The organism is Amycolatopsis sp. NBRC 101858 (assembly GCF_030269325.1).
Taxonomy (GTDB): Bacteria; Actinomycetota; Actinomycetes; order Mycobacteriales; family Pseudonocardiaceae; genus Amycolatopsis; species Amycolatopsis ponsaeliensis.
In genome coordinates this window covers 1,540,665-1,565,668 of record NZ_BSTD01000001.1, presented here as the reverse complement: position 1 = coordinate 1,565,668, position 25,004 = coordinate 1,540,665, and the positions used below count along the sequence as shown (strand labels likewise).

Annotated in this window: 19 protein-coding genes and 1 pseudogene; 13 read left to right on the top strand and 7 right to left on the bottom strand. The window is 71.1% G+C overall.

Features of this window, described 5'->3' with window-relative positions; genetic code table 11:
* Positions 1-2 precede the first annotated feature (2 nt).
* The 5 genes from QSK39_RS07485 to mdlC all read left to right on the top strand — a co-directional run bounded on the left by QSK39_RS07485 (position 3) and on the right by mdlC (position 8,546).
* Positions 3-2,705, top strand: a complete 2,703-nt coding sequence (locus QSK39_RS07485) for a sensor histidine kinase (protein ID WP_285476887.1) — start codon at positions 3-5, stop codon at positions 2,703-2,705.
* A gap of 12 nt (positions 2,706-2,717) precedes the next feature.
* Entirely contained in the window at positions 2,718-3,395 is a 678-nt protein-coding gene (locus QSK39_RS07480; RefSeq protein ID WP_284749628.1) for a copper homeostasis protein CutC, read from the top strand.
* A gap of 420 nt (positions 3,396-3,815) precedes the next feature.
* Complete coding sequence (locus QSK39_RS07470; RefSeq protein ID WP_502873249.1) at positions 3,816-5,063, top strand: NsdA family TPR-like regulatory protein; 1,248 nt, start codon at positions 3,816-3,818, stop codon at positions 5,061-5,063.
* 166 nt (positions 5,064-5,229) lie between these two features.
* On the top strand, positions 5,230-6,876 hold the full coding sequence (locus QSK39_RS07465) for a S53 family peptidase (RefSeq protein ID WP_285476884.1): 1,647 nt from the start codon (positions 5,230-5,232) through the stop codon (positions 6,874-6,876).
* A gap of 83 nt (positions 6,877-6,959) precedes the next feature.
* Positions 6,960-8,546, top strand: a complete 1,587-nt coding sequence (mdlC, locus tag QSK39_RS07460; protein ID WP_285476883.1) for a benzoylformate decarboxylase — start codon at positions 6,960-6,962, stop codon at positions 8,544-8,546.
* A 65-nt stretch (positions 8,547-8,611) separates the two neighbouring features.
* Here mdlC and QSK39_RS07455 read toward each other — a convergent pair whose 3' ends face one another.
* From QSK39_RS07455 to QSK39_RS07440, 4 genes are read right to left on the bottom strand one after another with little or no spacing between them, the layout of a single operon-like run.
* On the bottom strand, positions 8,612-9,472 hold the full coding sequence (locus QSK39_RS07455) for an ABC transporter ATP-binding protein (RefSeq protein ID WP_285476882.1): 861 nt from the start codon (positions 9,470-9,472) through the stop codon (positions 8,612-8,614).
* Positions 9,473-9,491: 19 nt separating this feature from the next.
* Positions 9,492-10,325 carry an ABC transporter permease gene (locus QSK39_RS07450; RefSeq protein WP_285476881.1) on the bottom strand — a complete coding sequence of 278 codons (834 nt, stop codon included), beginning with the start codon at positions 10,323-10,325 and terminating at the stop codon, positions 9,492-9,494.
* Complete coding sequence (locus QSK39_RS07445; protein ID WP_285476880.1) at positions 10,322-11,092, bottom strand: ABC transporter permease; 771 nt, start codon at positions 11,090-11,092, stop codon at positions 10,322-10,324. The genes QSK39_RS07450 and QSK39_RS07445 overlap by 4 nt, the downstream gene beginning before the upstream one ends.
* Position 11,093: 1 nt before the next feature.
* Entirely contained in the window at positions 11,094-12,101 is a 1,008-nt protein-coding gene (locus tag QSK39_RS07440) for an ABC transporter substrate-binding protein (protein ID WP_285477962.1), read from the bottom strand.
* 714 nt (positions 12,102-12,815) lie between these two features.
* On the opposite strand from QSK39_RS07440, the gene QSK39_RS07435 reads away from it, so the two are divergent.
* The 6 genes from QSK39_RS07435 (at position 12,816) to QSK39_RS07410 (ending at position 19,609) form a co-directional block, all read left to right on the top strand.
* Complete coding sequence (locus QSK39_RS07435) at positions 12,816-16,010, top strand: sensor histidine kinase (protein WP_285476879.1); 3,195 nt, start codon at positions 12,816-12,818, stop codon at positions 16,008-16,010.
* Between the two features lie 20 nt (positions 16,011-16,030).
* Positions 16,031-16,492 (top strand): roadblock/LC7 domain-containing protein, encoded by a 462-nt coding sequence (locus QSK39_RS07430; protein WP_013230256.1) that lies wholly within the window; start codon positions 16,031-16,033, stop codon positions 16,490-16,492.
* Between the two features lie 25 nt (positions 16,493-16,517).
* Positions 16,518-17,300 (top strand): DUF742 domain-containing protein, encoded by a 783-nt coding sequence (locus QSK39_RS07425; RefSeq protein ID WP_284749638.1) that lies wholly within the window; start codon positions 16,518-16,520, stop codon positions 17,298-17,300.
* Positions 17,281-17,889 carry a GTP-binding protein gene (locus tag QSK39_RS07420; RefSeq protein ID WP_086861435.1) on the top strand — a complete coding sequence of 203 codons (609 nt, stop codon included), beginning with the start codon at positions 17,281-17,283 and terminating at the stop codon, positions 17,887-17,889. The genes QSK39_RS07425 and QSK39_RS07420 overlap by 20 nt, the downstream gene beginning before the upstream one ends.
* A 379-nt stretch (positions 17,890-18,268) precedes the next feature.
* Positions 18,269-18,685 carry a roadblock/LC7 domain-containing protein gene (locus QSK39_RS07415; protein WP_091390236.1) on the top strand — a complete coding sequence of 139 codons (417 nt, stop codon included), beginning with the start codon at positions 18,269-18,271 and terminating at the stop codon, positions 18,683-18,685.
* A gap of 6 nt (positions 18,686-18,691) precedes the next feature.
* Positions 18,692-19,609, top strand: coding sequence for a DUF742 domain-containing protein (locus tag QSK39_RS07410; RefSeq protein ID WP_285476878.1), 918 nt, complete (start codon positions 18,692-18,694; stop codon positions 19,607-19,609).
* Here QSK39_RS07410 and QSK39_RS07405 read toward each other — a convergent pair.
* The 3 genes and pseudogenes from QSK39_RS07405 to QSK39_RS07395 all read right to left on the bottom strand — a co-directional run bounded on the left by QSK39_RS07405 (position 19,606) and on the right by QSK39_RS07395 (position 23,223).
* Positions 19,606-20,088: pseudogene (locus QSK39_RS07405) on the bottom strand (leucine zipper domain-containing protein). The gene QSK39_RS07410 and the pseudogene QSK39_RS07405 overlap by 4 nt on opposite strands.
* 219 nt (positions 20,089-20,307) lie before the next feature.
* Positions 20,308-20,901: a hypothetical protein gene (locus tag QSK39_RS07400; protein ID WP_285476877.1), complete on the bottom strand. Its 594-nt coding sequence runs from the start codon at positions 20,899-20,901 to the stop codon at positions 20,308-20,310.
* 84 nt (positions 20,902-20,985) lie between these two features.
* Positions 20,986-23,223 carry a helicase-associated domain-containing protein gene (locus tag QSK39_RS07395; protein ID WP_285476876.1) on the bottom strand — a complete coding sequence of 746 codons (2,238 nt, stop codon included), beginning with the start codon at positions 23,221-23,223 and terminating at the stop codon, positions 20,986-20,988.
* Positions 23,224-23,313: 90 nt separating this feature from the next.
* Between QSK39_RS07395 and QSK39_RS07390 the strand changes: the two genes are divergently transcribed.
* Positions 23,314-23,493, top strand: a complete 180-nt coding sequence (locus tag QSK39_RS07390; RefSeq protein ID WP_284750234.1) for a hypothetical protein — start codon at positions 23,314-23,316, stop codon at positions 23,491-23,493.
* A 105-nt stretch (positions 23,494-23,598) separates the two neighbouring features.
* A complete protein-coding gene (locus QSK39_RS07385; protein ID WP_285476875.1) occupies positions 23,599-24,987 on the top strand; it encodes an NAD-dependent malic enzyme in 1,389 nt (462 codons plus the stop codon).
* The last annotated feature ends 17 nt before the right edge of the window (positions 24,988-25,004 follow it).

Sequence of the window (25,004 nt, the reverse complement as noted above, 5' to 3'; positions counted from 1 at the left end):
AGGTGACCCGTCGCGATCAGCGTCCCCCCAAGGGCGACGCGGCGGATCCACGTCCGGCCGGGGGCCGGTGGCGGCTCCGGAACTGGCGTCTCGGCACGAAGCTCTTCGCCGTCCTCCTCATCCCCGCGCTCGCGGTGATCGCCCTCGTCGGCCTGCGGATCAGTTCGGACCTGCGCGACGCCCGGCAGCTCGCGGAGTTCGCCACCCGCGGCCGCGTCGACAGCACGGTCGCCGAAGCACTGCACGAGCTGCAGCGCGAGCGCGACCTCACCGTCCGGTTCGTCGCCCAGGACCGCAAGGGCGACACCGCCGACCTCGCCGCTCAGCGCAAACGCGTCGACCAGGCGATCGGCACGTTCGAACGGACCCTCGCCGACAGTAAACCCCGGCTCGACGCCAAGGCGGCGGAAAGCCTGCAACAGACCGATGACCGGCTGCGCGTCCTCGGCGGCCTCCGGTTCTCCGCGGAGCATTCGGCGTTCCCCGCCGACGCCGTGCTGCGCTCCTACAGCGAGCTGATCTCCGGCCTGCTCGACATCAGCGACTCGGCCGCCGCCGACGTCTCGGACCCGGAGCTCGCGCGGCTGCGCCTGGCCGGCAACGCGCTGGCCCGGATCAAGGACCAGATGTCGGTCAAGCGCGCGGTGCTGGCCGAGGCGCTGGCCGCGGGCAGCCTCAACCGCGACCGCACGCGCGCGCTGCTCGGCGCCGAAGCCGAGCTCGCCGCCGCGCGCAACGACTACCGCACCTTCGCGACGCCCGAGCAGCAGCGGATGTTCGACGACACGGTGATCGGCCTGGTCGTCGACATCGGCAACGACATGGTCGAGTCCGCGCTCACCCGCACCGAGAACGGCCAGAACCTCAACGGCCTCGACGCCAACCAGTGGGACGTCTCGGCGACGCACACGGTGAACCTCGCCCACCAGGTGCAGCAAGCACTGCTGGTCCAGTTGCAGGAACGCACGGACACCCTGGCGGCGCATGCGCGCACGGCGGCGATCTGGGACGGCGGCGTCGTGCTCGGCGTCCTGCTCGTCGCGGGTGTGCTGTCGGTGGTCATCGCGCGGTCCCTGTTGCGCCCCTTGCGGATCCTGCGCCGGACCGCCCTCGAGGTCGCCGAGCACCGGCTGCCCGCGGCCGTGCAGAACCTGCTCACCGATCCCGAGCCCGCGCCGGAGAACCTGCGGAAGCGGCTCGCCGTCGCGCCGGTCCCGGTGTTCACGCGCGAAGAGCTCGGCCAGGTGGCGCGCGCGTTCGACGCGGTGCACGGCGAAGCCGTCCGGCTGGCGGGTGAGCAGGCGATGCTGCGCGAGAACGTCAACGCGATGTTCGTCAACCTCTCGCAGCGCAGCCAGGACCTCGTCGAGCGGCAGCTGTCGGTGCTCGACCGGATGGAGGCCGACGAGCAGGACCCGGACACCCTCGCCGGGCTCTTCGAGCTCGACCACCTCGCGACGCGGATGCGGCGCAACAGCGAGAACCTGCTGGTCCTGTCCGGCCAGGATTCGGCGCGCGAGGACGCCGGCGCCGTCTCGGCCGACGAGATCATCGGCGCCGCGCTCTCGGAGGTCGAGCACTACCAGCGCATCGAGCTCGGCCCGGCGCCGCAGGTGGCCGTGCGCGGGGAGGCCGTCAACGACCTCGTGCACGTCGTCTCGGAGCTGCTGGAGAACGCGACGCGCTACTCCGTCAAGACGACGGTCACCGTCGCGAGCGCCGAAACCCACGACGGCGACTGGCAGATCGAGATCATCGACCACGGCGCCGGCATGCCGCAGGCCGAGATCGACCGCACCAACGCGCGGCTCGCGCACCCGCCGGACGTCGACGTCGAGGTGTCCCGCCGGATGGGCCTGTTCGTCGTCGCGACGCTCGCCACGCGCCACCGCATCGACGTCCGGCTGAGCTCGGGCCACGACGGCGGGCTGATCGCGACCGTGCTGGTGCCGACCGCCCTGATCGTCGAGCTGCCGCCGATGCCGGGACCGCCGCCGCCCGCCGAGCCGGCCGCGGCCCCCGAGCCGGAGCTGCTGGCGCCGCTGGCCCCGCTCACGCCGCCGGAACCCGAGCCCGAGCCGGAGCCGGAAGAGCTGACGCCGCCGTCGATCGAGGCGGGCCCGCCGCGCCGGGCCCCGGTGGTGGCCCGCGACCACAGCCCGGAGTGGCCGACCACGGACGACGACTCGCACCTGGACCTCGACGCCCCGACCGAGCGGATGCCGGCCTACCGCGACGTCCTGTCGCGCTGGTTCGACGCGTCGGCGGCCCCCGCGGCGGCGCCCGAGGTGCCGCGCCCGCCCGCCGAACCGCTTCCGGTGGCCCGGGAGTCCCGGCCCGCCGCGCTCCCGGCGCGGCACGCGCTGGCCGCGGCCCCGCCTCCGCCGCCACCGCCGCCGCCGGTGCGCGAACCGAACCCGGACGACGAGGACACCGAACCGCAGTTCGCGCCCGTCGCGCCGCCGGCCGCGATCGAGCCCGCCTACGAGTGGCCGACACCGGCCGAGCTGGAGCAGGAGGACGGTGCCGAAGACACCTGGCCGTTCCTGCAGGCCGCGGATTCGGCGGCGAGCCCGGGAGCGGTGCCGGAGCAGCGGCCGATACTCTCTCTTTCCCCGGAAGCGGTACGCGAGCGGATGACGAGCCTTCAAGGCGGCTTCCGGCGAGGGCGGCACGCGAGGGGAGACGACACCCGGAACCAGTGAAACGGATGAGGCATGAGCTCGAAGACGCCCCTGCTGGAAGTGATCGCGCTGGACGCGGCGGACGCCGAAGGCGCGCAGGCGGGCGGGGCCGACCGCCTCGAACTGGTGACGGACATGGCGCAGGACGGCCTGACGCCGACCCTGGAAACACTGCGTGACGTGCTTTCGGCGACCGACCTCCCGGTGCGGGTCATGCTGCGGGACAACGGATCCTTCGCCGTCGGCGACCTCGAGGGGCTGCGCGCGGACACCGCCCGGCTGATCGACGCGGGCGCGCGCGAGTTCGTCTTCGGGTTCCTGAACATCGACAGCGAGATCGACGTGGACGCCTGCGAAGCGCTGATCAAGGAGGTCGACGGCCTGCCGTGGACGTTCCACCGCGCCATCGACCGCACGCGGGATCCGTTGCGCGCGTACGACCAGCTGGCCGCGCTCGGGTGTGACACCGTCCTCGCGGCCGGGCACCCGAACGGCGTAGCCAGTGGGCTTTCCGTGCTGCAGCGGCTCGCGCAGCGCGACAGCGGGCCGGAGCTGCTCGTCGGCGGCGGCCTGCGCGCGCAGCAGGTGCACCTCTTGCGCGCGGGCGGTGTGCGGGGGTTCCATGTCGGAAGTGCGGTCCGCCCCGGCGGCTGGCAGTCCTCTGTGGACGCCGAATCGGTGCGCACCTGGGTGGACCTCGTCAAATCCTGAAGAACCGCGGAAGTCGTACAGTTCGCGCGGCGCAAGATTGGAAATCCGCAGCCGGTAGGCGCACAATTACGTGATCCGGCTGCCGGTCATACCAGTATTCTGCCGGTGAATCTTCCCGATGAAATTGCACTCGGCGCGTGCACCGGCCGGGGCGGGTCTGCGCGTGCGGCTGCACGTGAACCTCGGGGTTCTTACCTGGTTGGCGGCTGATTTCGGGTCAACCGGCTGGCTACGGTTGTCCCGCATTTCGCGATCCGATCGATCTTCAGGAATCGTTCTGCAGTGCGGGAGGCGGCGCCGTGTGCGCGCGTATTCAGTTCGAGACGGGCTCGATGCGAGGACAACAGGAAACCAAGACCATGGCGATCCGGTGGATTTCTGTCGCGTGGGAGCGACTGATTCCCCGCGGCTATCGCCCGATTGTGTCCGGAACCAGCCGAAAGGCCGAATCGTGACCGGCGCGATACCGCGGCAACGCGGAACCGGACCCTCCGAAGACGAGTTCGCGAAACTGGGGCTCGGCGGCTCGCTCGCCCTCACCGGCCTGCTGGCCGCCGTCAAGATCGCGGAAACCGCCACGGGCGTGGTGCTGACCGCCGCCGGGGTACTGCCCGGCGCCAGTCCCTCGAAGGAGCGGGCTCCGGCCTGGCCCGGAGGGGAATGAACGGGAGCTGCCCGGCAGCTCTCTACGGACGGAGGGCTGCCATGGAGGGCAGTGGAGGGCGGGACGACCAGCGTGGCGCACGCGTGGGTCTCGCCGACGTGCGACGGCTCGAGGACGACGTCGCCGAACTCAGGGGCCTGGACTACCGCTACGGCGGCGGCGCCTGCCGGAGGGCCGTCGAATCGCGGCTGCCCGCGGCCGTCGCGCTGCTGGACGGCGTGACCAAGGCCGTCGTCCAGGCGAGGCTCTGCACCGCCGTCGCCGACCTGTACAACCTGGCCGGCTGGACGAACTTCGACCAGGACCGCCCGGCCGCCGCGCTGGCCGCGTTCCGGCGGGCCCTGGAGCTCGCCATCCAGGCCGGGAACGACGATCTCCAGGCCAACGTCCGGTACCGCATCGGACGGCTGCACCTGCACTACGGCGCCGTCGACGCGGCGCTCGAGGAGTTCGCGCGGGGCCGGGAGGCCGCGTTGCTGGCGCACTCCAAGCTCGCGCAGGCGATCCTGTCGGCCAATCAGGCGTGGGCGCACGCCAAGAAGGCCGACGTCGCCGAGGCGTTGACCTACCTGCGCCGCGCCCGCGAGGAGTTCGCCGAAGCCGAGGGGCGCGAGCCGTCGCCGTGGGACTCGTTCTTCGGGGCCACCGACATGGCGGCGATGGTCGGCACGGTGCACGGCGAGCTGGCCCAGGTGGTCGACATCCGGCACGGCCGCGACGGCATCCCCGCGCTCACCGAAGCGATCGCCGGGTACGGCACGGGCATGACGCGCAGCCGCTCGCTGACCTTGATCTGGCTCGCCACCGTGCACGCGCTGGACGGCGACCTCGACGTCGCCACCGCCGTCGGCGAGGAGGCGATCGAGCTGGCGGGCGCCCTGCGGTCACCGCGGACGCGGCAGCGGCTGCGCTCGCTGTCGGCGGCGGCCCGCCGGTTTTCCGGCAATGCGGACGCAAGGGAGATCGTCGACCGTCTCGACGATCTCGGGCATTCCGGACGATAATCGAATGGCCATGGAAAGGTAAACCGCCCGGAAACTGAAAATGGGAACCGCGAAAGGGCAGCCAAAAGTAGGTTCCTCGGCGCGACAGCGGTTTCTTATGCTTCTCGGCAACCTGCGGCGAGCATTCCGCGCAGGCCCGGTCCCCACCGCCGAGAGGAAATCCCCCATGCGCTTGCGCAAGCTCGTCGCGGCCGCCGTGCCGCTGCCGGCGTTGCTCGGCCTCGCCGTGGTCGTTCCTGCCACCGCCGCGACGGAACCCCTGGTCACGCTGGCCGACAACGCCGCTCCACTCGTCAGCAGCGCCCGCACCGGTGACGTCGCGGACGGGCAGCGGATCACCGCGGCGCTGTCGCTGAAACTGCACAACCAGCAGGCGCTGGAAAGGTTCCTCGCCGACGTGCAGAACCCCGCCTCGCCGCAATACCACCACTTTCTGACCCCGGCTCAGTTCAATGCCGAGTTCGGCCCGACCCAGGCCGAGGTCGGCAAGGCCGTCTCATTCCTCGAGAACGCGGGCGCCACCGGAATCGAGGTTTCCGGCAACCGCCAGGCCGTCACGTTCACCGGCTCGGCGGCCCAGCTCGAGTCGGCGTTCCACACCCGGATCGGCACCTACCACGACCAGACGTCCGGCCGGGACTTCTTCGCCAACGACGCCGCGCCGACCGTGCCGGCCGACGTGTCCGCCGTCGTGGGCAACGTCGTCGGCCTCGACAACCACGCCCTGCGGACGCACACCTCCGCCGTCGCGAAGCCGAACGTCGTCAAGGCGGTGACCCCGCCGGTGCTCAAGACCGCGTACGGCACCAGCGGCCTCTCGGCGACCGGCAGCGGCGTGAAGGTCGGCTTCGTCGAGTTCGACGGCTACAAGAAGGCCGATGTCACCAAGTACGACAGCACGTACGGCCTTTCGGCGGGCTCGGTGACCACGGTCCCGGTCAGCGGCGCGAACTACGACTCGGCGCCGGGCGACGGCCAGATCGAGGTCGAGCTGGACATCGAGGTCGTGCACGCGCTGGCGGCCGCGGCGAACGACTACGTGTACGAGGCGCCGAACACCAGCGCCGGCGAACTGGCGATGTACCAGAAGATCGCGTCGGACCACACGGTCAACGTCGTCTCGATCTCCTGGGGCGCCTGCGAATCCGCCGAGGGGTCGAGCGCGGCGAACAGCGTCAGCAACGCGATCGCGACCGGCACCGCGGAGGGCATCTCGTACTTCGCGGCGGCGGGCGACGACGGCACGACCGACTGCTACCGCCAGACCGGTTCGACGGCGAAGGCCGTGGACTTCCCGGCGTCCAGCCCGAACGTGACGGGCGTCGGCGGCACGCAGCTGACCGTGACGTCCTCGAACGCCTACAGCAGTGAGAAGGCGTGGAACGACGGCGCGTCCAACGGCTCCACGGGCGGCGGCATCTCGACGGTCTTCACCGCGCCGTCGTGGCAGTCCGCGCAGAGCACGACCAAGCGCAAGGTCCCGGACGTCTCGGCCGACGCGGCGAGCGGCTCGGGCTACTACATCTACACGGCGGGTTCGTGGGAGACGGTGTGGGGCACGTCGGGCGCGGCCCCGCTGTGGGCGGCGTTCGCGACGCTGCAGAACCAGGTCCACGGAGGCGGGCTGGGCAACCTGAACCCGAAGCTCTACTCGATCGGCAACGGGTCGTCGTACGGCACGGGCTTCCACGACGTGACGACGGGCAACAACACCCTGCACGGGACGACGGGCTTCACCGCCGGCACCGGGTACGACCAGGTGACGGGCTGGGGTTCGTTCAAGGGCTCGGGCCTGTCGGGCCTGATCGGCTGAGCTGATTCCCCCAAAGGCCGCGGGGCCGAGTCCCGCGGCCTTTTGGGGCTTTCCTTCGCAAGACTAAGCATTAGTCTGTGGGCATGAACAAGCGCACGGTGCTGGATGCCTCCCGCGAACTCCTCCGCGAACTCGGCCTCACCACGGTGTTCGGCAACCCCGGCACCACCGAGGTCCCGTTCCTCACCGACTGGCCGGACGACTTCGACTACGTCCTCGGCCTGCAGGAGTCCGCCGTGGTGGCGATGGCCGACGCCTACGCCCAGGCCACGCGCCGGGCCGTGCTCGTCAACCTGCACTCGGCCGGCGGGGTCGGGCACGGGCTGGGCAGCCTCTACACCGCGTACCGCAACCGGACGCCGCTGATCGTCGTCGCCGGGCAGCAGAACCGGGCTCTCCTGCCGCACGATCCCTTCCTCGGTGCCATGGACGCGACCGAGTTCCCCAAGCCGTACGTCAAGTGGTCCATCGAACCCGCCACCGCCGAGGACGTCCCGGCCGCGCTTTCCCGCGCTTACCACGTCGCGACGCAGGCGCCGTCCGGGCCGGTCTTCGTGTCGGTGCCGGCCGACGACTGGACCGTCACCACCGAACGGCCCGTCATCTCCCGGCCTCGGATCCGCGGCTTCGCGCCGGACCCGGAGGCGATCGACGAGCTCGTCGCCGCCCTGGACAAGAGCGAGCGGCCCGCGATCGTCGTCGGGGGAGCCGTCGACCAGGACGGTGCCGTCGTGGAGACCGTCGCGCTCGCCGAACGCCTCAACGCGGCCGTCTGGGTCGCGCCGATGTCGTTCCGGTGTTCCTTCCCCGAGGATCACCCGCTGTTCCAAGGTTTCCTCGACCCCGAACGCGGCGCGGTCTCGGACCGGCTCGCGCAGCACGACCTCGTCGTGGTGCTCGGCGCGCCCGCCTTCACCTACCACGTCGACCGCGGGCGCGACGACGCGCGGATGCCGCCGTTGTTCATCATCAGCGACGACGAGCAGAACCTCGCGCGCGCCTTCGAAGGCACGGGTATCCGGGCGACGCCGAAGCTCGGTGTCCGCGCCCTGCTGAACGTCGTCGACCAGAGCTCGCGGCCCGCGCCGGCCCCGCTCCAGCGGCCCGCGAAGCCCAGCGGCGACAAGCTCACCGCCGACTTCGTCTACTCGACACTCGCGGATCTGTTGCCGGGCAACGCGATCGTCGTCGAAGAGGCACCCAGCCACCGCGGATTCCTGCACGACCACCTGCCGATCACGCAGACGGACACCGGGTTCCTGACGATCGCCAGCGGTGCCCTCGGGTACGGCGTCCCGGGCACCGTCGGCGCGGCCCTCGCCTGCCCGGACCGCAAGGTCATCGGCGTCATCGGCGACGGCTCGAGCATGTACGGCATCCAGGCACTGTGGACGGCCGCGCGCCAGGACGTCCCGGTGACGATCCTGATCCTGGACAACAGCGAGTACGCGGCCGTCCGCATCCTGGGCGACGCGATCGGCGGCGAGAAGATCCCGGGCACCCAGCTGGGCGGCATCGACTTCGCGGCGCTGGCGGCCAGCATGGGCTGCCAGTCCGTGACGATCACCGAGCCGTCGGGCCTGGCCCCGGGGTTGACGGCGGCACTGGACGAGAAGCGCCCGACGCTGGTGCACATCCGGGTGGCCGCGTCGGACCGGACGATCTACTGAGCTGCTGAACCACCATCGCCGAGAAGTCCACTGTGGACGAGCGTCCACAGTGGACTTCGTCGTCGTCAGCTCCGGGTCGTGGACTTCGTCACGTTCTTGGCCCGCTCGGCCAGCTCCCATTCGGCGGCGTCCGATGCGGCCGCGGCCGCATCCGCCGGGGTGCCGCCGTGCAGCAGCCGGGCCACTTCGCCGCGCAGCGTCACGAACTCCACCGATTCGCGCGTGGTGATCTGGTCGCGCTCGGCCGGCAGGCCCACCTTGAGGTCCGCCACGATCGACGCCGGTGACTTCGACAGCACCAGCACCCGGTCGGACAGGTAGACGCTCTCGTCGATGTCGTGCGTGACGACGAGGATCGTGGCGCCCTGCTCGCGCTGCACCCGCCGGGTCAGGTCTTCGAGCTCGAAGCGGGTCTGCGCGTCGACCGAGGCGAACGGCTCGTCCATCAGCAGCAGCGACGGCCGGCTGGCCAGCGCGCGGGCGATCGACACCCGCTGCTGCATGCCGCCCGACAGCTGCCACGGGAACTTCCCGCCCACCGCGGACAACCCGACCTGCTCCAGCGCCTCGGCCGCCCGCGATCGCCGTTCGGCGCGGGAGATCGGCCGCCAGCGCAGCGGGAACTCGACGTTCTTCTGCACCGAAAGCCACGGGAACAGCGATCGGCTGTAGTCCTGGAACACGACGGCGAGGTCGTCCGGCACGCCCGAGACGCGGTCGCCGTGCAGGCTCACCGTGCCCTCGGTCGGCGGGGTCAGGCCGGCGACGCAGCGCAGCAGCGTCGACTTCCCGCAGCCCGACGGGCCGACGATGCTGGCCAGCTGCCCGGCCTCGACGGTGAACGAAAGGTCGTTCACCGCGGTGTGCGCCTTCGCGCCCGTGCCGTAGCGGTGACTGAGGCCGGACACTTCGAGCATGGTTGACATGGGAGAGGCCTTTCCAGCGTCAGTCGCGGCCGAGACGGGTCGGCTGCCAGGCCAGCACCCGCCGCTCCGCGGCCAGGAAGATCGTGTTGAAGACGTAGCCGAGGATGCCGAGCAGCACCAGCCACGACCACATGGTCGGGAAGTCGAAGTCCTGCTGGGCGTTCATCAGTGACCGCCCGATGCCGTTGTACGCGCCGACCAGCTCGGAGACGACCATGAGCAGCAGCGAGATCGACAGGCTGACCCGCAGCCCGGCGAAGATCTTCGGCGCCGCCGCGGGCAGCACCACCATCGACACCCAGTACCGCTTCGGCGTGCGGAACGCCCGAGAGGTCTCCACCTTCACCGAGTCGACCGAGCGGACCCCGTCGACCGAGTTGAGCAGCACCGGCCAGATCGCGCCGAAGATGATCGCGCCGATCTGCATGCCCGAGCTCAGCCCGAACAGCACCGCGAACACCGGGATCAGCGTGGGCGGCGGGATCGAGCGGAAGAACGCGAACAGCGGGCCGAGGTAGTCCATCCCCTTCTCGGACCGGCCGACCAGCACGCCCAGCCCGATGCCGACGAGCGCGGCCAGCGCCCAGCCGCCGAGCATCCGGCCGAGGCTGGGGAACACGTTGTCGAACACCGCGTCGGTGAGGAACAGGTGCGACGCGGGCCCGGTGAACCACAGCTTCGCGGCGGCGACCGCGATCTCCGTGGGCGGGGGGAAGAACTTGCTGCCGCCGGCGCGGGCGGCGAACTCCCAGACGACCACGAGGATCGCGAAGAGCAGCCAGTTGCGGGCGACGGTGGCCGCGCCGCGCGCGGCCCGGCGGCCCACCCGGCCGGAAAGAGTCGCGGTGCTCATGCGATCGCCTCCCGGTCGATGCTGCTCCAGCGGAACAGCCGCTTGCCGAGCTGTTCGAGTCCCTCGTTGATCAGGTAACCCAGCACCCCGGCGACCACGGTACCGGCCAGGACCAGGTCGAAGCGGACCGAACCGGTGCTGGCGACGAGGATGAAGTTGCCGAGCCCGACTTCGGAGCCGGCCAGGAACTCCACGCTGACGACGGCGATCAGCGCGATGGTCGCCGACAGCCGGATGCCCGTGAAGACGAACGGCGCGGTCTGCGGCAGCGCGACCGACGACAGGATGCGGAACCGGCTGGTCCCGCACGCGCGGGCGGTCTCCATCAGCACCGGGTCGATCTCGCCCATGCCGTAGATGGTGTTGAACATGATCGGCCACAGCGAGGCGTACACCGCGAGGGAGATCTTCGCGTCGGGACCGGAGCCGATCACCAGCAGCACCAGCGGCACCAGCGCGGTGACCGGGATCGGGCGGAGGAACTCGACGATCGCGGCGGTGGCGGTGCGCAGCACCGGGACGCTGCCCAGCAGCAGCCCGGCGAGCACCCCGGCGACGATCGCGATGAGGATGGCGATCAGCCAGGCGAGCATGGTCGCGATGACGTCGCGGATGAAGTCGGCATCGCCCAGCAGGTCCCCGACGGTGACCAGGACGACGCTCGGCGGCGGGATGAACGTTTTGCTGACCAGGCCGACCTGGACGACGACCTCCCAGAGCAGGAGGAAGCCGACCAGGCCGGCCAGGCCGCGGAGCAGTTTCGTCACGTCAGCTGGTCGCCTGCGGAGCGATCATCGTGGCGGCGTCGACCTTGCCGGTGATGACGCCCATCTGCAGCAGCAGGTCGGGCACCCGCTGCAGGCGCCGGGCGTCCAGGACGGAGCCGTAGCCCGGCAGGGTGAGCAGCTTGGCCGTGTCCTGGTCGATCTTCGCGTACTTCACCAGCAGCGGCTCGACCTTCGCGCGGTCGTTGATCGAGTCGGCGGTGGCCTTCTTCATGGCGCGCTGGAAGGCGGCGAGGGTCTTCGGGTTCGCCTGCACCCACTTCGCCGTCGAGCCGTAGCCCGTCAGCGGGAAGTCCTGGCTGGCGCCGGTGTTGATGTCGATGACCGGTGTCGCGCCGGCGACCTTCGCCGCCTGCGAGAGCTGCGGCTCCGGCATGTAGGCCGCGTCGACCTGGCCGTCCTTCAGCGCCGCCGCCATGTTCGGGAGCGGGATCGGGACCCAGTTGACCGTGCTGTAGTCGATGCCGTGGTCCTTCATCACCGACTTGGTGAGGATGTCGGACGCGGTGTTCAGGGCGGTGATCGCGATCCGCTTGCCCTTGAGGTCGTTGACCGTCTTCACCGGGGAGTTCGGCACCGTGACGATCGCGTTGCTCTTCGCGTTCACCGACGTGCCGTCGGCGACGAGCTGGATGTCCGCGGCGCCCTTGCTCTTGGCGACGAAGAACGGCATGTAGGTCGAGAGCGCGATGTCCGCCTCACCCGAGATCGCCTTCGTCATCGACGCCTGGCCGCTCGGGGCGATGATCTGCTCGACCTCGAGCCCCTCGGCCTTGAAGTAACCGCCGTCCTGCGCGAGCCAGAACGGCGCCAGGTCCGTGGTCGGCATGATGGAGACCTTGATCTTCGACTTCTCCAGGCCACCCCCGCTCGACGAGGCGTTCGAGTCGTCCGAGCCGAGCGCGCTGCAGCCGGTGAGGGCTGTCGCGGCCGCGACAGTGAGGGCGAGCCCGAGCGCGGCGCGGCGAGTGTGACCCCGGCGGCTGCTCATGGCGTTTCGAAGCAAGACCTGCTCCTTGGGAGATTTTGACGGTTGGTGGACCGAATCCCGGGGAAGTACGTAACTCATTCTCGGGAGTACGCGGGTCACTGTAGAGAACGTGACAGCTCGCTCACAACGGGTGGGATAAATACACTAGAGAGTGGTGCACGTCACTCTATTGGCCTCTGGTCTAGACCCACTGCTCCACTCGCCGTAGCTGTTCACCCAGCGTAGGGCCCAGTTCCTGATTGAGAGATCACCAGCTGTGCGCCGACTGAGCGAACGCTGTGCAACATCGTGCACGAAGCGTCGGGAGGGTTACATCTTCCCCGGGCGTTCGCTACCCTCTGCACCTGCGGGGAGGTATCAACCTCCGATGTAGTGAGAGAGAGTGCCTGGATGGCCGATCAAGACGATCCTCGGTTTACCAGGACACGCTGTGCTTTTCCTGAGAGAAACTCCCCCGCGGAGACCACTGCCTGGCCGGGCTCAGCCGCCGTGCGGGCGGGCTAGGCCGGAGAAACAGACCAATGCAGGACCAGCGCAGGGACCGGACCGTGATGCTCGAGCTGAACCGATTCCGTCCGATCGGACGGGGTTCAGGAACCCCCGTCGAAGACGATCTTTTCACCCGTACGGGTACCGTCTCGCGCTGGGCTCCTACCGATCGGCCGTTGAGCCGGAGCGCCGGGAGCGTGCAGACGAGTGGCTGAGGAGAACGCGATGCGCCCTGGCGGGCGCTGGACCGACCAGGGTTTCCAGAGCACGAACGATGATGGTGGTGCGGCGGTGCCGAACGAAGACGCCGCGGGGGTAGGAGGGCCCCCCGCGCAGTCGCCCGGAGATGCTCCGGGCCGGAAGGCCGGGCTGTTCTCCGGCATGCGTGACTGGAGGCTGCGGTCCAAGCTGGCCGCGATCCTCCTGATCCCGACGTTGACGGCGCTCACACTGGGCACGTTGCGCGTGGTCGACGACGCTCAGCAGGCGACCGAGTTCCAGCACACCGCCGACCAGGTCGCGTTCGCGGTCAAGGTCACCACGGTCGTGCACGAACTGCAGAACGAGCGCTCGCTGGCCGTCGCGCGGATCTCGTCCGCGAACCAGTTGCTGCAGACGGGTCTCGACGCGCAGATCGCCAAGGTCGACCGCGAGGTGACCGACCTGCGCAACGCGGCGTCGACCCTCAGCTACGACGACCAGGCGACCAAGGACCGCTACACCCGCGGTATCCAGCGCCTCGACGCGCTGCGCCCGCTGCGGGCGGCGTTCAACACCGCGAACGGCCTGCCGGACATCACGGTGATGACCGCTTACTCCGGCATCCTCGACGCGCTGATCGAGCTCGGCCGCGAGGTGACCACCGCGGTCACCGACCGGGACGTGCTGCGGCTCGGCACGAGCACGCAGGCGATCAGCGAGGCGAAGGAGTTCACCACCCGCTCCGACGCCGAGCTGCAGATCGCCGCGTTCCGCGGGAACTTCCCCGGTGACCTCCTGGACCAGACGCGTGCGTCGGCCTCCAGTGCGGACGCCTCGGTGGCGGCCTTCCTCGCGAACGCCGACGACGACCAGCGCCAGCTCTACAACGACACCTACTCCGGCCCGGAGGTCGACGACCGCCGCCGGATCCAGACCGCGGCGTTCTCCTTCGCCCAGCTGGGTGACGCGCCGAGCATCGACACCACGGCGCTCGGCAAGGACAGCACGGTGTCGGCGGACAAGCTGCACGCGGTCGAGTCGAACCTGCTGGCCCAGCTCAAGACCCGCGCCGACGACCTCGCCACGGCGGCGGTCAACTCGGCCTGGGTCGGCGGTGCCATCGTGCTCGCCGCGCTGGCGGCCGCGATCGCGCTGATGCTCATCGTCGCCCGCCTGATGCTGCGCCCGCTGCGGATCCTGCGGAAGAGCGCGCTGGACGTCGCCTACACCCGGCTGCCCGAGACGGTGCAGGCGATCCTCGACGACCCGGACCCGGTCGGCGCCTCGAAGAAGGCCGTCCAGCCGGTGCCCGTCACCTCCCGCGACGAGATCGGCGAGGTCGCGCGGTCGTTCGACATCGTCCACGAACAAGCCGTCAAGATGGCCGCCGAGCAGGCCCTCCTGCGCGAGAACGTCAACGGCATCTTCGTGAACCTCTCGCGGCGGTCGCAGCGGCTGGTGGAACGCCAGCTCGGCGTCATCGACCGCCTCGAGGCCGACGAGCAGGACCCGGACCACTTGGCGAGCCTGTTCGAGCTCGACCACCTGGCCACCCGGCTGCGGCGCAACGGTGAGTCCCTGCTGGTGCTCTCCGGCGCCGGCCTGGCGAAGTCCGTGCCCAAGCCGGTGCCCGCCGCCGACGTCATCGGCGCCGCGGTGTCCGAGATCGAGCAGTACGCCCGGATCGAGGTCGGCATCGTGCCCGACGTCGCGGTCCAGGGCCTCGCGATCCACGACCTCGTGCACGTCCTCGCGGAGCTGCTCGACAACGCGACCTACTTCTCCGAGCCGGAGACGAAGGTCATCGTCCGCGCCGTGGTGACCCGCCGGAAGGCGCTGGCCATCCAGGTCACCGACCACGGTGTCGGCATGAGCGACGAGCGGCTGGCCGAGGTCAACGGACGGCTCGCCGAGCCGCCGGACCTGGACGTGTCGGTGACCCGCCGGATGGGCCTGTACGTGGTCTCGCGGCTGGCCAAGCGCCACGGCATCGAGGTGCGGCTGCGCGAGAACGAGGACATCGAGGGTGGCGTGATCGCCCGCGTCGTCGTCCCGGCCGAGCTGCTCACCCAGCTCCGCCCGGGCATGACGCGGCAGACCCCGCTGCCGCCGAACCGGTCCGAGACGTCGATGTCGATGCCGAGCATCCCGATCCCGGCCGCGCGTTCGGACTACGACCAGACGCAGGCGCACACGCCGATCCCGCCTTCGGCACCGCCGCCCCCGCCTCCGCCGGTGCACGAGCCGGTGGCGAAGCAGGGCGGGCTGGTCCCGCTCGACCAGCCGATCAGCCTGGACGACCTGGTCAGCGGTGGCCGTGCGGCGGGCCCGTTCCTGTCGCCCGAGCTGCCGAAGCCCGAGGTGCCGGCCTGGCCGACCGCCGAGGACCTCGCGCCGCTGACGCCGTCGACGAACGGCGAGGGTGCCAGCTCGAGGGCGAACGACACGCAGTTCGCGCCGCTGGTCCTGCCGAAGCGCGAGCCGAAGTACGTCCCGCCCGAGGAGCCGCCACCACCCCCGCCGCGTGCGGAGGAGGTCGGTCCGTCGGCCCTCGAGGACGATGTACCCACCCGGCGGCTGCCGATCTACCAGTCGGTGCTGTCACGCTGGTTCAGTGAAGGCGACGACTCGGTGGCCGACCCGGTCCCGACGCAGAGCGAGGGTGAAGACCCGAACCTCCCGCCGCTCACCGGCTCCGACGAGCAGGTGGCGGAGCGGACCGTCGTCGCCGAGCCGGTCAGCCGGCGCCCGGAGCGCGAGCGTGCTCCCGAGCGTGAGCGCGTGCCCGAGCCCGAGCCGGCCGACGAGCTGCTGCCGACCGCCGCGACCCGGCACCCGCTCCTCCCGCCCGACGACGGCTGGCACAGTGCTTCCGACGACGGCTGGCAGAAGGCACAGTCGCTGCTGGAGGCCAAGAACGAGGAGATCACCACGGCCGGGCTGCCCAAACGTGTCCCGAACGCCTACCTGGTGCCGGGGTCGATCAACAGTCCTTCGTCCGACGGACCGGCGCAGAACAACTTCGCGGACAACACCGCGGGCATGCCCGGAAAGGGTGCGATCACCCGCTCGGCGTCCGCGGCGCGGAGCAGGATGGCAAGCTTCCAGCGGGGCTACACCTCGGGCCGGCATGCGTTGAAGGAGCTCCCGGCCGAAGAACAGCTGGAAAGCAGCAGGGTTCCGGGGCGTGGCAACACCACAGACAGCAGTGAGGAGTGAAAGTGACACGGGCGGGTGCAATGCAGCCGGGTGGCTCCGCGCAGCCGAACGGCCAGGCGCATGCCAAGGCGAACAATGCCGGCAGCTTCGCTTGGCTGATCACGGATTTCGTGCACCGGGTGCCCGGCGCGGCCCACGCGGTCGTGGTGTCGGCCGACGGCCTGCTCCTCGCGGCCTCGCGTGGCCTGCCGAAGGACCGGGCGGACCAGCTGGCGGCGGTGGCGTCGGGGCTCACGAGCCTCGCACGCGGTGCGGCCAAGGTGTTCGAAGGCGGGACGGTCGCGCAGACCGTCGTCGAGATGGCCAACGGCTTCCTCTTCCTCATGTCGGTTTCCGACGGTTCTTGTCTTGCGGTGCTCGGTTCGCCGGAGAGCGACATCGGCCTGGTCGTCTACGAGATGACCTTGCTGGTGGAGCGGGTCGGTCAACAGCTGACACCGGAGATGCGGGCCCAGCTGCAGGGCTCGGCAGTCCGCCGCTGAGGACCCGGGAACCGAGGAGAGAGCCGTGGACGACGGGCGCTTGAGGGGCGATGGCCGGCTCGGTGACGACTTCTCCGGCGGGTGGTCCGAGCACTCGGACGACGGCCGGGAGGACTGGCAGTCGTTCCGGGAACGGGTCGACCGCGAGTGGCGGTCACGCAGGGTGCAGGCGTCCGACAACGACCCTGTGCGAGAGCCGCCGAACTGGCTGACCGACAGCAATGCCGGTCAGGAACCGATCCGGCCGATCCAGCCCGGGAGCGGCGAGTACCGCGACCGGCTGCTGGGCGGCCCCGGAGCGGAGCTGTTCGGCGGGTCGAGCGGGCCGTTGTACGACGCGCACGACTTCGCCGCGTACAGCAACGATCGCGACTACTCGGCGGGACTGGACTCCGGCGAGCTGGCCGCGGCGCTGCCGCGGCAGGCCCACCAGGAGTACGTCGACGAGCCGGCGCCGACCGAGATGGAGACGTCCGGCCTGGTCCGGCCGTACTTCCGGACCCGGGGCCGGACGAAGGCGACTCTCGATCTGGCGATCGAGGCGCTGATCTCGACCAGTGACCAGGGCCGGATGCTCGACCGGGTCCGGGTGCCCGAGCACCGGTCGATCTGTGACCTGTGCCTCGACACCCGGTCGGTGGCCGAGGTGGCAGCGCTGCTGCGGCTGCCGCTCGGTGTGGTGCGGGTGTTGATTGGTGACGTGGCGGGGCTCGGGCTGGTGCTGGTGCACTCCAGCAACCAGACCGTGGGTGACCGGCCGAGTATCGAGTTCATGGAAAGGGTGCTCAGTGGGCTTCGGAGAATTTGACTCCGACGCGAACGCGCCGCAGGTGACGGGTCCGACCTCGTCGGCCAAGATCGTGGTCGCCGGCGGGTTCGGTTCGGGGAAGACAACGCTGGTCGGGGCGATCTCGGAGATCGACCCGCTGACCACCGAGGCCATGATGACCGAGGCCAGCGTCGGACACGACGACACCTCGGCCACGCCCAACAAGACCACCACCACCGTGGCGATGGACTTCGGGCGCATCTCGCTGGACTCGGACCTGGTGCTGTACGTCTTCGGCACCCCTGGTCAGCACCGGTTCTGGTTCATGTGGGACGACCTCGCGGTCGGTGCCATCGGAGCGGTCGTGCTGGTGGACACGCGGCGGCTCGCCGACGCGTTCCCCTCGATCGACTTCTTCGAGAACCGGAAGCTGCCCTACGTCGTGGCCATCAACTGCTTCGACCGGCTTCTGCACCACCAGATCGAGGACGTGCGGCACGCGCTCACCATCGCGCCGTCGGTCCCGATCATGGCGTGCGACGCGCGTGAGCGCGACTCCGCCAAACAGGTGCTGATCTCCGTCGTCCAGCACGCGATCGCGCACGATTCGGCGTTGCGCGCAGGCTGAGGCGATGGCCCCCCGGACCGGATGCGGCCGTTGGAGTGAACTCCACGGGCTTCACCCACTTCGGGGAGCGCTGCCTCCGTCCGGAGGACGGAACGGTCGCCGCGGTTCGGTACCGTCGAAGGTGGCGTCGCCTCCCCGGCTCGCCGTCCACCGGGCTGACCTGCGCAGACGTCCCGCCACCGCGGGCCGCGGAGTGAGCTCCGACCGCACCGCCCGGACCGGGCCGGTGCGGAGCGCGGTCGTGCGCACACGTAGGGTGCGCACCGGCCGGCCCGCGGTCGACTCGACACCGCGGGCGGGGCGAATACGCTTGAGCGTGGGCCGTGCCGGCCACTCCGGGGTGCGGCGTGCGGCGCCGCAGGAGCAAGGAGGGGCAGTAGTGACGGCATCCGGCCAGGGTTCGTTCGGCTGGCTCATCACGGACTTCGTGCGCCGGGTACCCGGCGCCGCGCACGCCGTTCTGGTGTCCGCCGACGGGCTCCTCCTGGCGCCGTCCGAAGGGCTGCCCCAGGAGCGTGCCGAGCAGCTGTCCGCGGTCGCGTCCGGGCTGATCAGCCTGACGTTCGGGGCCGCTCGCTGCTTCGAAGCGGGTGGTGTCAACCAGACCGTGGTGGAGATGGAGCGCGGCTACCTGTTCCTGATGTCCGTTTCGGACGGTTCGTCGCTGGCGGTGCTGGCCGCGCCGACGTGCGACATCGGCACGGTCGCGTACGAGATGACCCTGCTCGTCGAGCGGGTCGGCCAGCAGATCACCCCCGAGCTGCGTGCGCAGCTGCAGGGCGGCGTGCGTGGGTAGGAAACGATGAGGATTTCGGGATTCGACGATCCGGACTCCAGCGGCTGGGACGCACTGCACCGCGGTACCGAGCGCGAGGGTTTCGATTCGCCCAGCAAGTTCGACATGTCGACGCTGTCGACGATCATGCCCAAGCGCAAGCCGGCGCGGCCCCAGCCGGATCCGCAGGGCTACACCGACGAGGACACCCGCGAGTGGGGTTCGTCGTCCGACTTCGACGAGGGCTACGACGGCAGCTACGACCCCGCCGAGCCGGAGTGGCAGGACGAGGAGACCGCCGAGCCGGAGCCCCCGCCGCTCGAGCCGGCGTGGACGCCTCCGCGTGGTGCTCACGCGCCTCGTCCACCGGCCCCGCCGCGGCAGCCGGCCCCGCCCCGCCCGCCGGCACCCCCGGCGCCCCGGCCCCCGGCGCCGAGACCGCCGGTGTCCAGACCCCAGGCGGCGCCCCCGCCTTCGTGGGCCCCGCCGATCGACCCCCGGACCGGCTGGACGCCCCCGCCGGACCCGGAGACCCGCTGGATCCCGCGGCCGGAGCCGTGGGAGGAGCCGGCGGCCCGCGTCCTGAGCCCGTCCCCGGCCGCTTCGGTCGGGTCCCGGGTGCGCCCGTACACGCGCACCGGCGGCCGGACGCGGTCCGACCACAACCTGGCGCTCGAGGCGCTGGTCTCGACGTCCGACGACGGGCGCCGGTACCGCGGCGTCCGGTCGGTCGAGCACCGCCGGATCTGCGACCTCTGCCTGGACACGCGGTCGGTGGCGGAGATCGCCGCCCACCTGCGGCTGCCGCTGGGCGTGGTAAAGGTGCTGGTCGGCGACATGGCCGACATCGGGCTGGTGCTGATCCACCAGACCGAGCTGATCCTCGGGGACCGCTCGTCCCGCGAGTTCATGGAACGGGTCCTGGCCGGCCTGCGGGCGCTCTAGCTGTATTGCCCTGTGAGGTCGGGGGCGCGGCTGGCGGGTGGCTGGCCTGCGAGTGCGGTGTGTCCGCGGTGGTGGTTGTAGGTGTGCAGCCAGTGTGGCCGGGCATGGCGTCGTTCGGTGTCGGTGCGATAGGGCTGGGCGTAGGCCCACTCCTCGAGGCGCAACCATGGCAGTGGCCCGATCCAGAGGGGTGAGCCGGGCGAGCCGGTAGCGGCTCAGGATCCGTTGGCACCGTCGAGGGGTTCAGCCCGAGCAGGTAGGCGATGCGGGCCGGTCCCCGGCGCCGTAGCACCCGGACCTTGGTCACTCGCCGCTCCACTCGGTTGAGCGTGCGGTTCGGACTGGTGCGAGGCCGGCTGGGCCGATCTGTCATGGCAGCGGTGCCGTAGTCGCGGTAGCGGCCAGGCCATCGGCAGCAGTCGAGACCGACACCTGGAAGCGTTCCGCGGCTCGTCGCAGGGCCACCCGTCCCCGACCACTCAGCGGGCCAGGCGCAGTCTCCCGGCCGGGGTCAGGGGTGCGTTAGCGTTGGTCACGAGGGCATCCAGGTAGCCGGTGCAGATGTCGCAATCCACACCGAACCCGGAGGCCCTCCCGCACGCCGAGATCATCCGATCACGTGTCGCCACGACCACCTCCCCGGACCGAACAGCCGGTCCCGGCGGGCGGGGCCGAGGTGGTCCCCGGCCCCGCGGCCGTCAGGCTGCCGGCCAGGTGAAGTCGAGCGCCAGCGTGTTGCCCGGACCGGGTACGGCCGAGTTGACGAGCGCCGTCGCCGTCCCGCAGTTCGCGAACGCGCCGATCGGGTACGTCGAGGTCAGGCGACCGCCCTTGTCGAGCTGCCAGTCGGCCGACGTGATCTCCGTGGTGACCGGCTCGGCGGTGCCGCACGCCGGGCCGACGTCGTACGGCGCGCCGTTCACGGTCACGTCCGAGACCTTCACCGGCCACTTCGCGGTGGCGGTGAAGCCGCCGAAGGCCTGGCCCGTGACGTCGCCCGGCCCCAGGGTGACCTTGCCGCTGACGGTGCCCACGCCCGGCACGGCCCGGGTGATCGTCGCCGGCGGCAGCTTGACCGTGCCGTAGAACGAGTACGACCCGATGTTGGTGAACAGCTCGGCGACCCCGGGCCCGAGGGTGACGTCGGCCCCCGGCTTGGCCACGTGGGTGGTGCCGTTGACGTCGTACTTGGTGTAGACGGGCGGTCCGACCGCCTCAGCCGCTCCGGCGAACCCCAGCCCGCCGACGACGCTCGCGGCCGCGAGCGCGGTCACGCGTGTTCCCCACTTCATGGTCCCTCCCAGGTTTCCGAAGATCGGGCGAACCAGGCTTACCACGTGAGCAGGCATTTCGTCGGCGATTCACCGAACCCGGTGTTACTCCTCCACCAGCGCGGCCGAGGTGATCCGGTGCAGCGAGTAGCGCTGGTTGTCGTCGCCTTCGAGGATCCCGCCGCCGACGCGCACGGGCCGCACGACCCGCTGGCTGGCGGTCCCGCGCGAGTCGACGAACCCGATCCAGACCTCACGGCGTTCCAGCGTCGCCCGCGACAGCAGCTCCAGCGTCGCCGACGTGTCCGCCCCGCCGCCGACCGGCGCCCGCACCGCGGACCCCCGGCGTCGCGCGGACGCGGCGTCGCCCGCCCGCAGGTTGGAGATGATCCGGGCCGCCTGGTCGGACGTCAGCACCGCCTGCTCGCCCGGGCTGCGCCGTGCGGCCCTGGCCTTCGCCGGCAGCCGGCGCCCGCCCGGCCGGATGTCGACGACCCGGCCGTCCGGGCCCTCCGCCGCCGGCGCGAACCCGGCCGCGCGCAGGCCGGCGAGGACCTCGTGCAGCGGGTCCGGGCTGATCACGACCGTCGGCGCGATCAGCCGGAGGTCGTGCTCCGCCGCGACCGGGTGGGCCAGCACCTCCGCCAGCAGCGCCTCGTCGTCGCACCTCAGGAAGGACGCCGCGACGCCGCCGCGCAGCCGGCCGTGGCGCCGGGCGACGTCGTCGACCAGGTAGCTCAGCGACTGCGGCACCGGGGTCGCCGACTTCTTCTTGAACAGCGCGTGCAGTTCGTCCGCCGTGCGGCCGGTGTCCAGCGCCCGCCGGACGGACGTCTCGGTGATCCGGTAGACCGTCGCGTGACCGGCCGACTCGACGTTCGCGACCGCGTCCATCTCCGCGGCCAGCTCCGGCTCCAGCGGCCCCGGCGCGACGACCGTCAGATCGGCCTGCAGCAGCACGTGGTCCACGGGCGCGGGCAGCGCGTCCATGATCGCCTCGACCGCGCGCGGCCGGTCGTCGGCGAGCAGCGCCCGCGTTGCCGTCGTGAGGCCGCCGAGCCCGGTGATCCCCAGCGCCGACGCCTCGGACATCGTCCAGCGGACGGTCTCGTCCCGCAGCCGCCCGCCGCGCCGCGGGGCCCGCCAGGCCAGCACGGCGACGAGCTCGTCGACGCTCTTCACCCCGGCGCCCTTGGGCAGGTCGGCCAGCGCGGCCAGGACCCGCCGCCGCGCGACCGGCGCCAGCGGCCGGCGCAGCTCCTCCGACAACGGCGCGATCGGCTTGTCCTTGGCGTCGCGCCCGCCGGCCATGCCCGGCAGCCGCGGCAGCTCCAGCCACGCCTGGGCCAGCGTCATCCAGCGCTGCGCGGTCGGCGACGCGAGCCACGAATCGGTGAGCGTCGTCGGCACCCACTCGGGCGCGGTCGTCTCGCTGTCGGCGACGAGCCCGGCGCCCACGGCGAGCTCGGCCAGCAGGATCGCCTGCGGCTCGTCGATCTCGAGGTCCTTGGCCAGCTTCTTCAGCTCGCGCACGCCGAGGCCGCCGGACTTGAGCACCGGCGGCGGTGCCGCGGACCACGAGCGCAGCAGGGATTCGGTGTGGCGCAGGAACTCCATCGCCTCGCCGGCCGCGGCCTCGTCCAAAGTGGACGGCTGGTGCGGGTGCAGCGGCAGCTCGGGTTCGGTGAGCGTGCCCGGGCCGAAGACCCCGCCGCGGACCGCGACGCCGAGCTCGCGCGGGAGTTCGACGGTCTGGTCGTCACGCCGCAGCAGCAGCCCGCGGGCGAGCAGCTTCTGCACCGGCGTCTTGGCCTTCTCGAGCGACGTGTCGTGCCCGGCATCGCGGGTCCGGCCGATCGGCGGGCCGGCGGCGAGGGCGTTCAGCACGCCACGCTCGTCGTCGGACAGCTCCGCGAGCCGGGCGCCGAGGTCCTCGCCGGCGAGCGACGGCGCCGACGCGCCCAGCCCGGCGGGGAACGGCCCGAGCGCGTCCCGGACCGTGGGGGGCACGCGCAGCGCGTCGTCCGGGCCCCAGGCCAGCACCCGCGCGCGTAGCCGGGCCAGTGGCTCGGCGATGTCGGTGCCGGTCAGCTTCGCGACGTCCTCGACCGGCACGGGGTCGCGGTCGGCGCCGGCCAGCAGGCACGCTTCGAGCACGGCCAGGGTGACGGTGTCGAGGTCTTCGCAGGCGCGCGCGACCGAGCCCGGCGTGCCGGCCCGGGTGGCGAGCACGGTGCTGTCGGAGGGCGGGGGCGTCGACAGGTCGCGACGAGTGCGGAGCAGCTCTTCGAGGGCTGCGTCGGACTCTGCACGCAGCCAGTCCGCCAAGGAGGTCGCGGGCATAGAAGGCCAGGATACCGGGCGGTTGCGACAGGCTGCCCCGGCTCGGGCAGACTGTCCTGGCTGGAACCGAACACGGCTGTGGAGGACGTTGTGGCCAAGGGCGAGAAGAAGCACAAGGGAATCGACCCGACCTGGCCGGGCGAGGACGGCGAGCACCCCGTGACCGAACTGTCGTCGGACCGCCAGGGCGCGCTGTCGCCGTTCGGTGACATCACCTTCCCGCTCGACACGGTGCCCTACGTGCACCCCGAGACCGAGATCAACCGCTGACCGCATAGTTACTGGTCAGTACCGGTATCGGGGCCTCGTGAGGGCGGTCACGGGAGTAGGTTCGCTCCCGTCCCAACCGTCTTTTCCCATGCGGGGGTAAGCGCCATGCCGGTTCCCGGTCCCGGATATTCGATCACCGTCCGGGTCGAGGCCCCGGCCTCGTCCAGCGCGGCCGGTGACCTCACCACCGCCGTCGGCCGCGTCGGCGGCGTGCTGACCGCGTTCGACGTCGTCGAGTCCCACTCCGACTCGATCGTGGTCGACATCAGCGCCAACGCGCTGTCGGAGAACCACGCGAACGACATCACCCAGACGCTGGACTCGCTGCCCGGCGTCAAGGTCCGCAAGGTCTCCGACCGGACGTTCCTGATCCACCTCGGCGGCAAGATCGAGGTCACGCCCAAGGTGGCGCTCCGCAACCGTGACGACCTCTCCCGCGCCTACACCCCGGGCGTCGCCCGCGTCTGCCAGGCGATCGCGAACAACCCCGAGGACGCGCGCCGGCTGACCATCAAGCGCAACACCGTCGCGGTGCTCACCGACGGCTCCGCGGTGCTCGGCCTGGGCAACATCGGCCCGGCCGCCGCGCTGCCGGTGATGGAGGGCAAGGCGGCGCTGTTCAAGAAGTTCGCCGACGTCGACGCCTGGCCGGTCTGCCTGGACACCCAGGACACCGAAGAGATCATCCTGATCGCGAAGGCGCTGGCGCCGGTGTACGCGGGGATCAACCTCGAGGACATCGCCGCGCCGCGCTGCTTCGAGATCGAGAAGCGGCTGCGCGAGCAGCTGGACATCCCGGTGTTCCACGACGACCAGCACGGCACCGCGATCGTGGTCGTCGCCGCGCTGCGCAACGCCCTGCGCGTGGTCAAGAAGGACATCGAGGACTGCAAGATCGTGGTCAGCGGCGTCGGCGCGGCCGGCTCGGCGATCATCCGGCTGCTGCTGCACAAGAACCCGGGTGACATCGTCGCCGCGGACATCGACGGCATCGTCCACTCCGCGCGCGGCAACCTCGACGACAACCTCGCCTGGATCGCATCGCACACCAACAAGGAGCAGGTCAGCGGCACCCTGCACGAGGCGCTCGTCGACGCGGACGTCTTCATCGGCGTCTCGGCGCCCAACCTGTTCGGCGCCGAGCAGGTCGCGACCATGAAGTCCGACGCGGTCGTCTTCGCGCTGGCGAACCCGGACCCGGAGATCGACCCCCTCGAAGCGCAGCAGCACGCCGCCGTCGTCGCGACCGGCCGCAGCGACTTCCCGAACCAGATCAACAACGTGCTGGCGTTCCCGGGCGTCTTCCGCGGCCTGCTCGACGCGAACGCGCACAACATCGAAGACACCATGCTGCTCGCCGCGGCCGACGCGATCGCCGACGTCGTCGACAACGGCAAGCTCAACGCGTCGTTCATCGTGCCGAGCGTGTTCGACAGCGCGGTGGCCCCGGCGGTCGCCGAGGCCGTGCGCAAGGCCGTGCGCGCCGAGCGCTGAGTCTTCCCTGCGCGGAC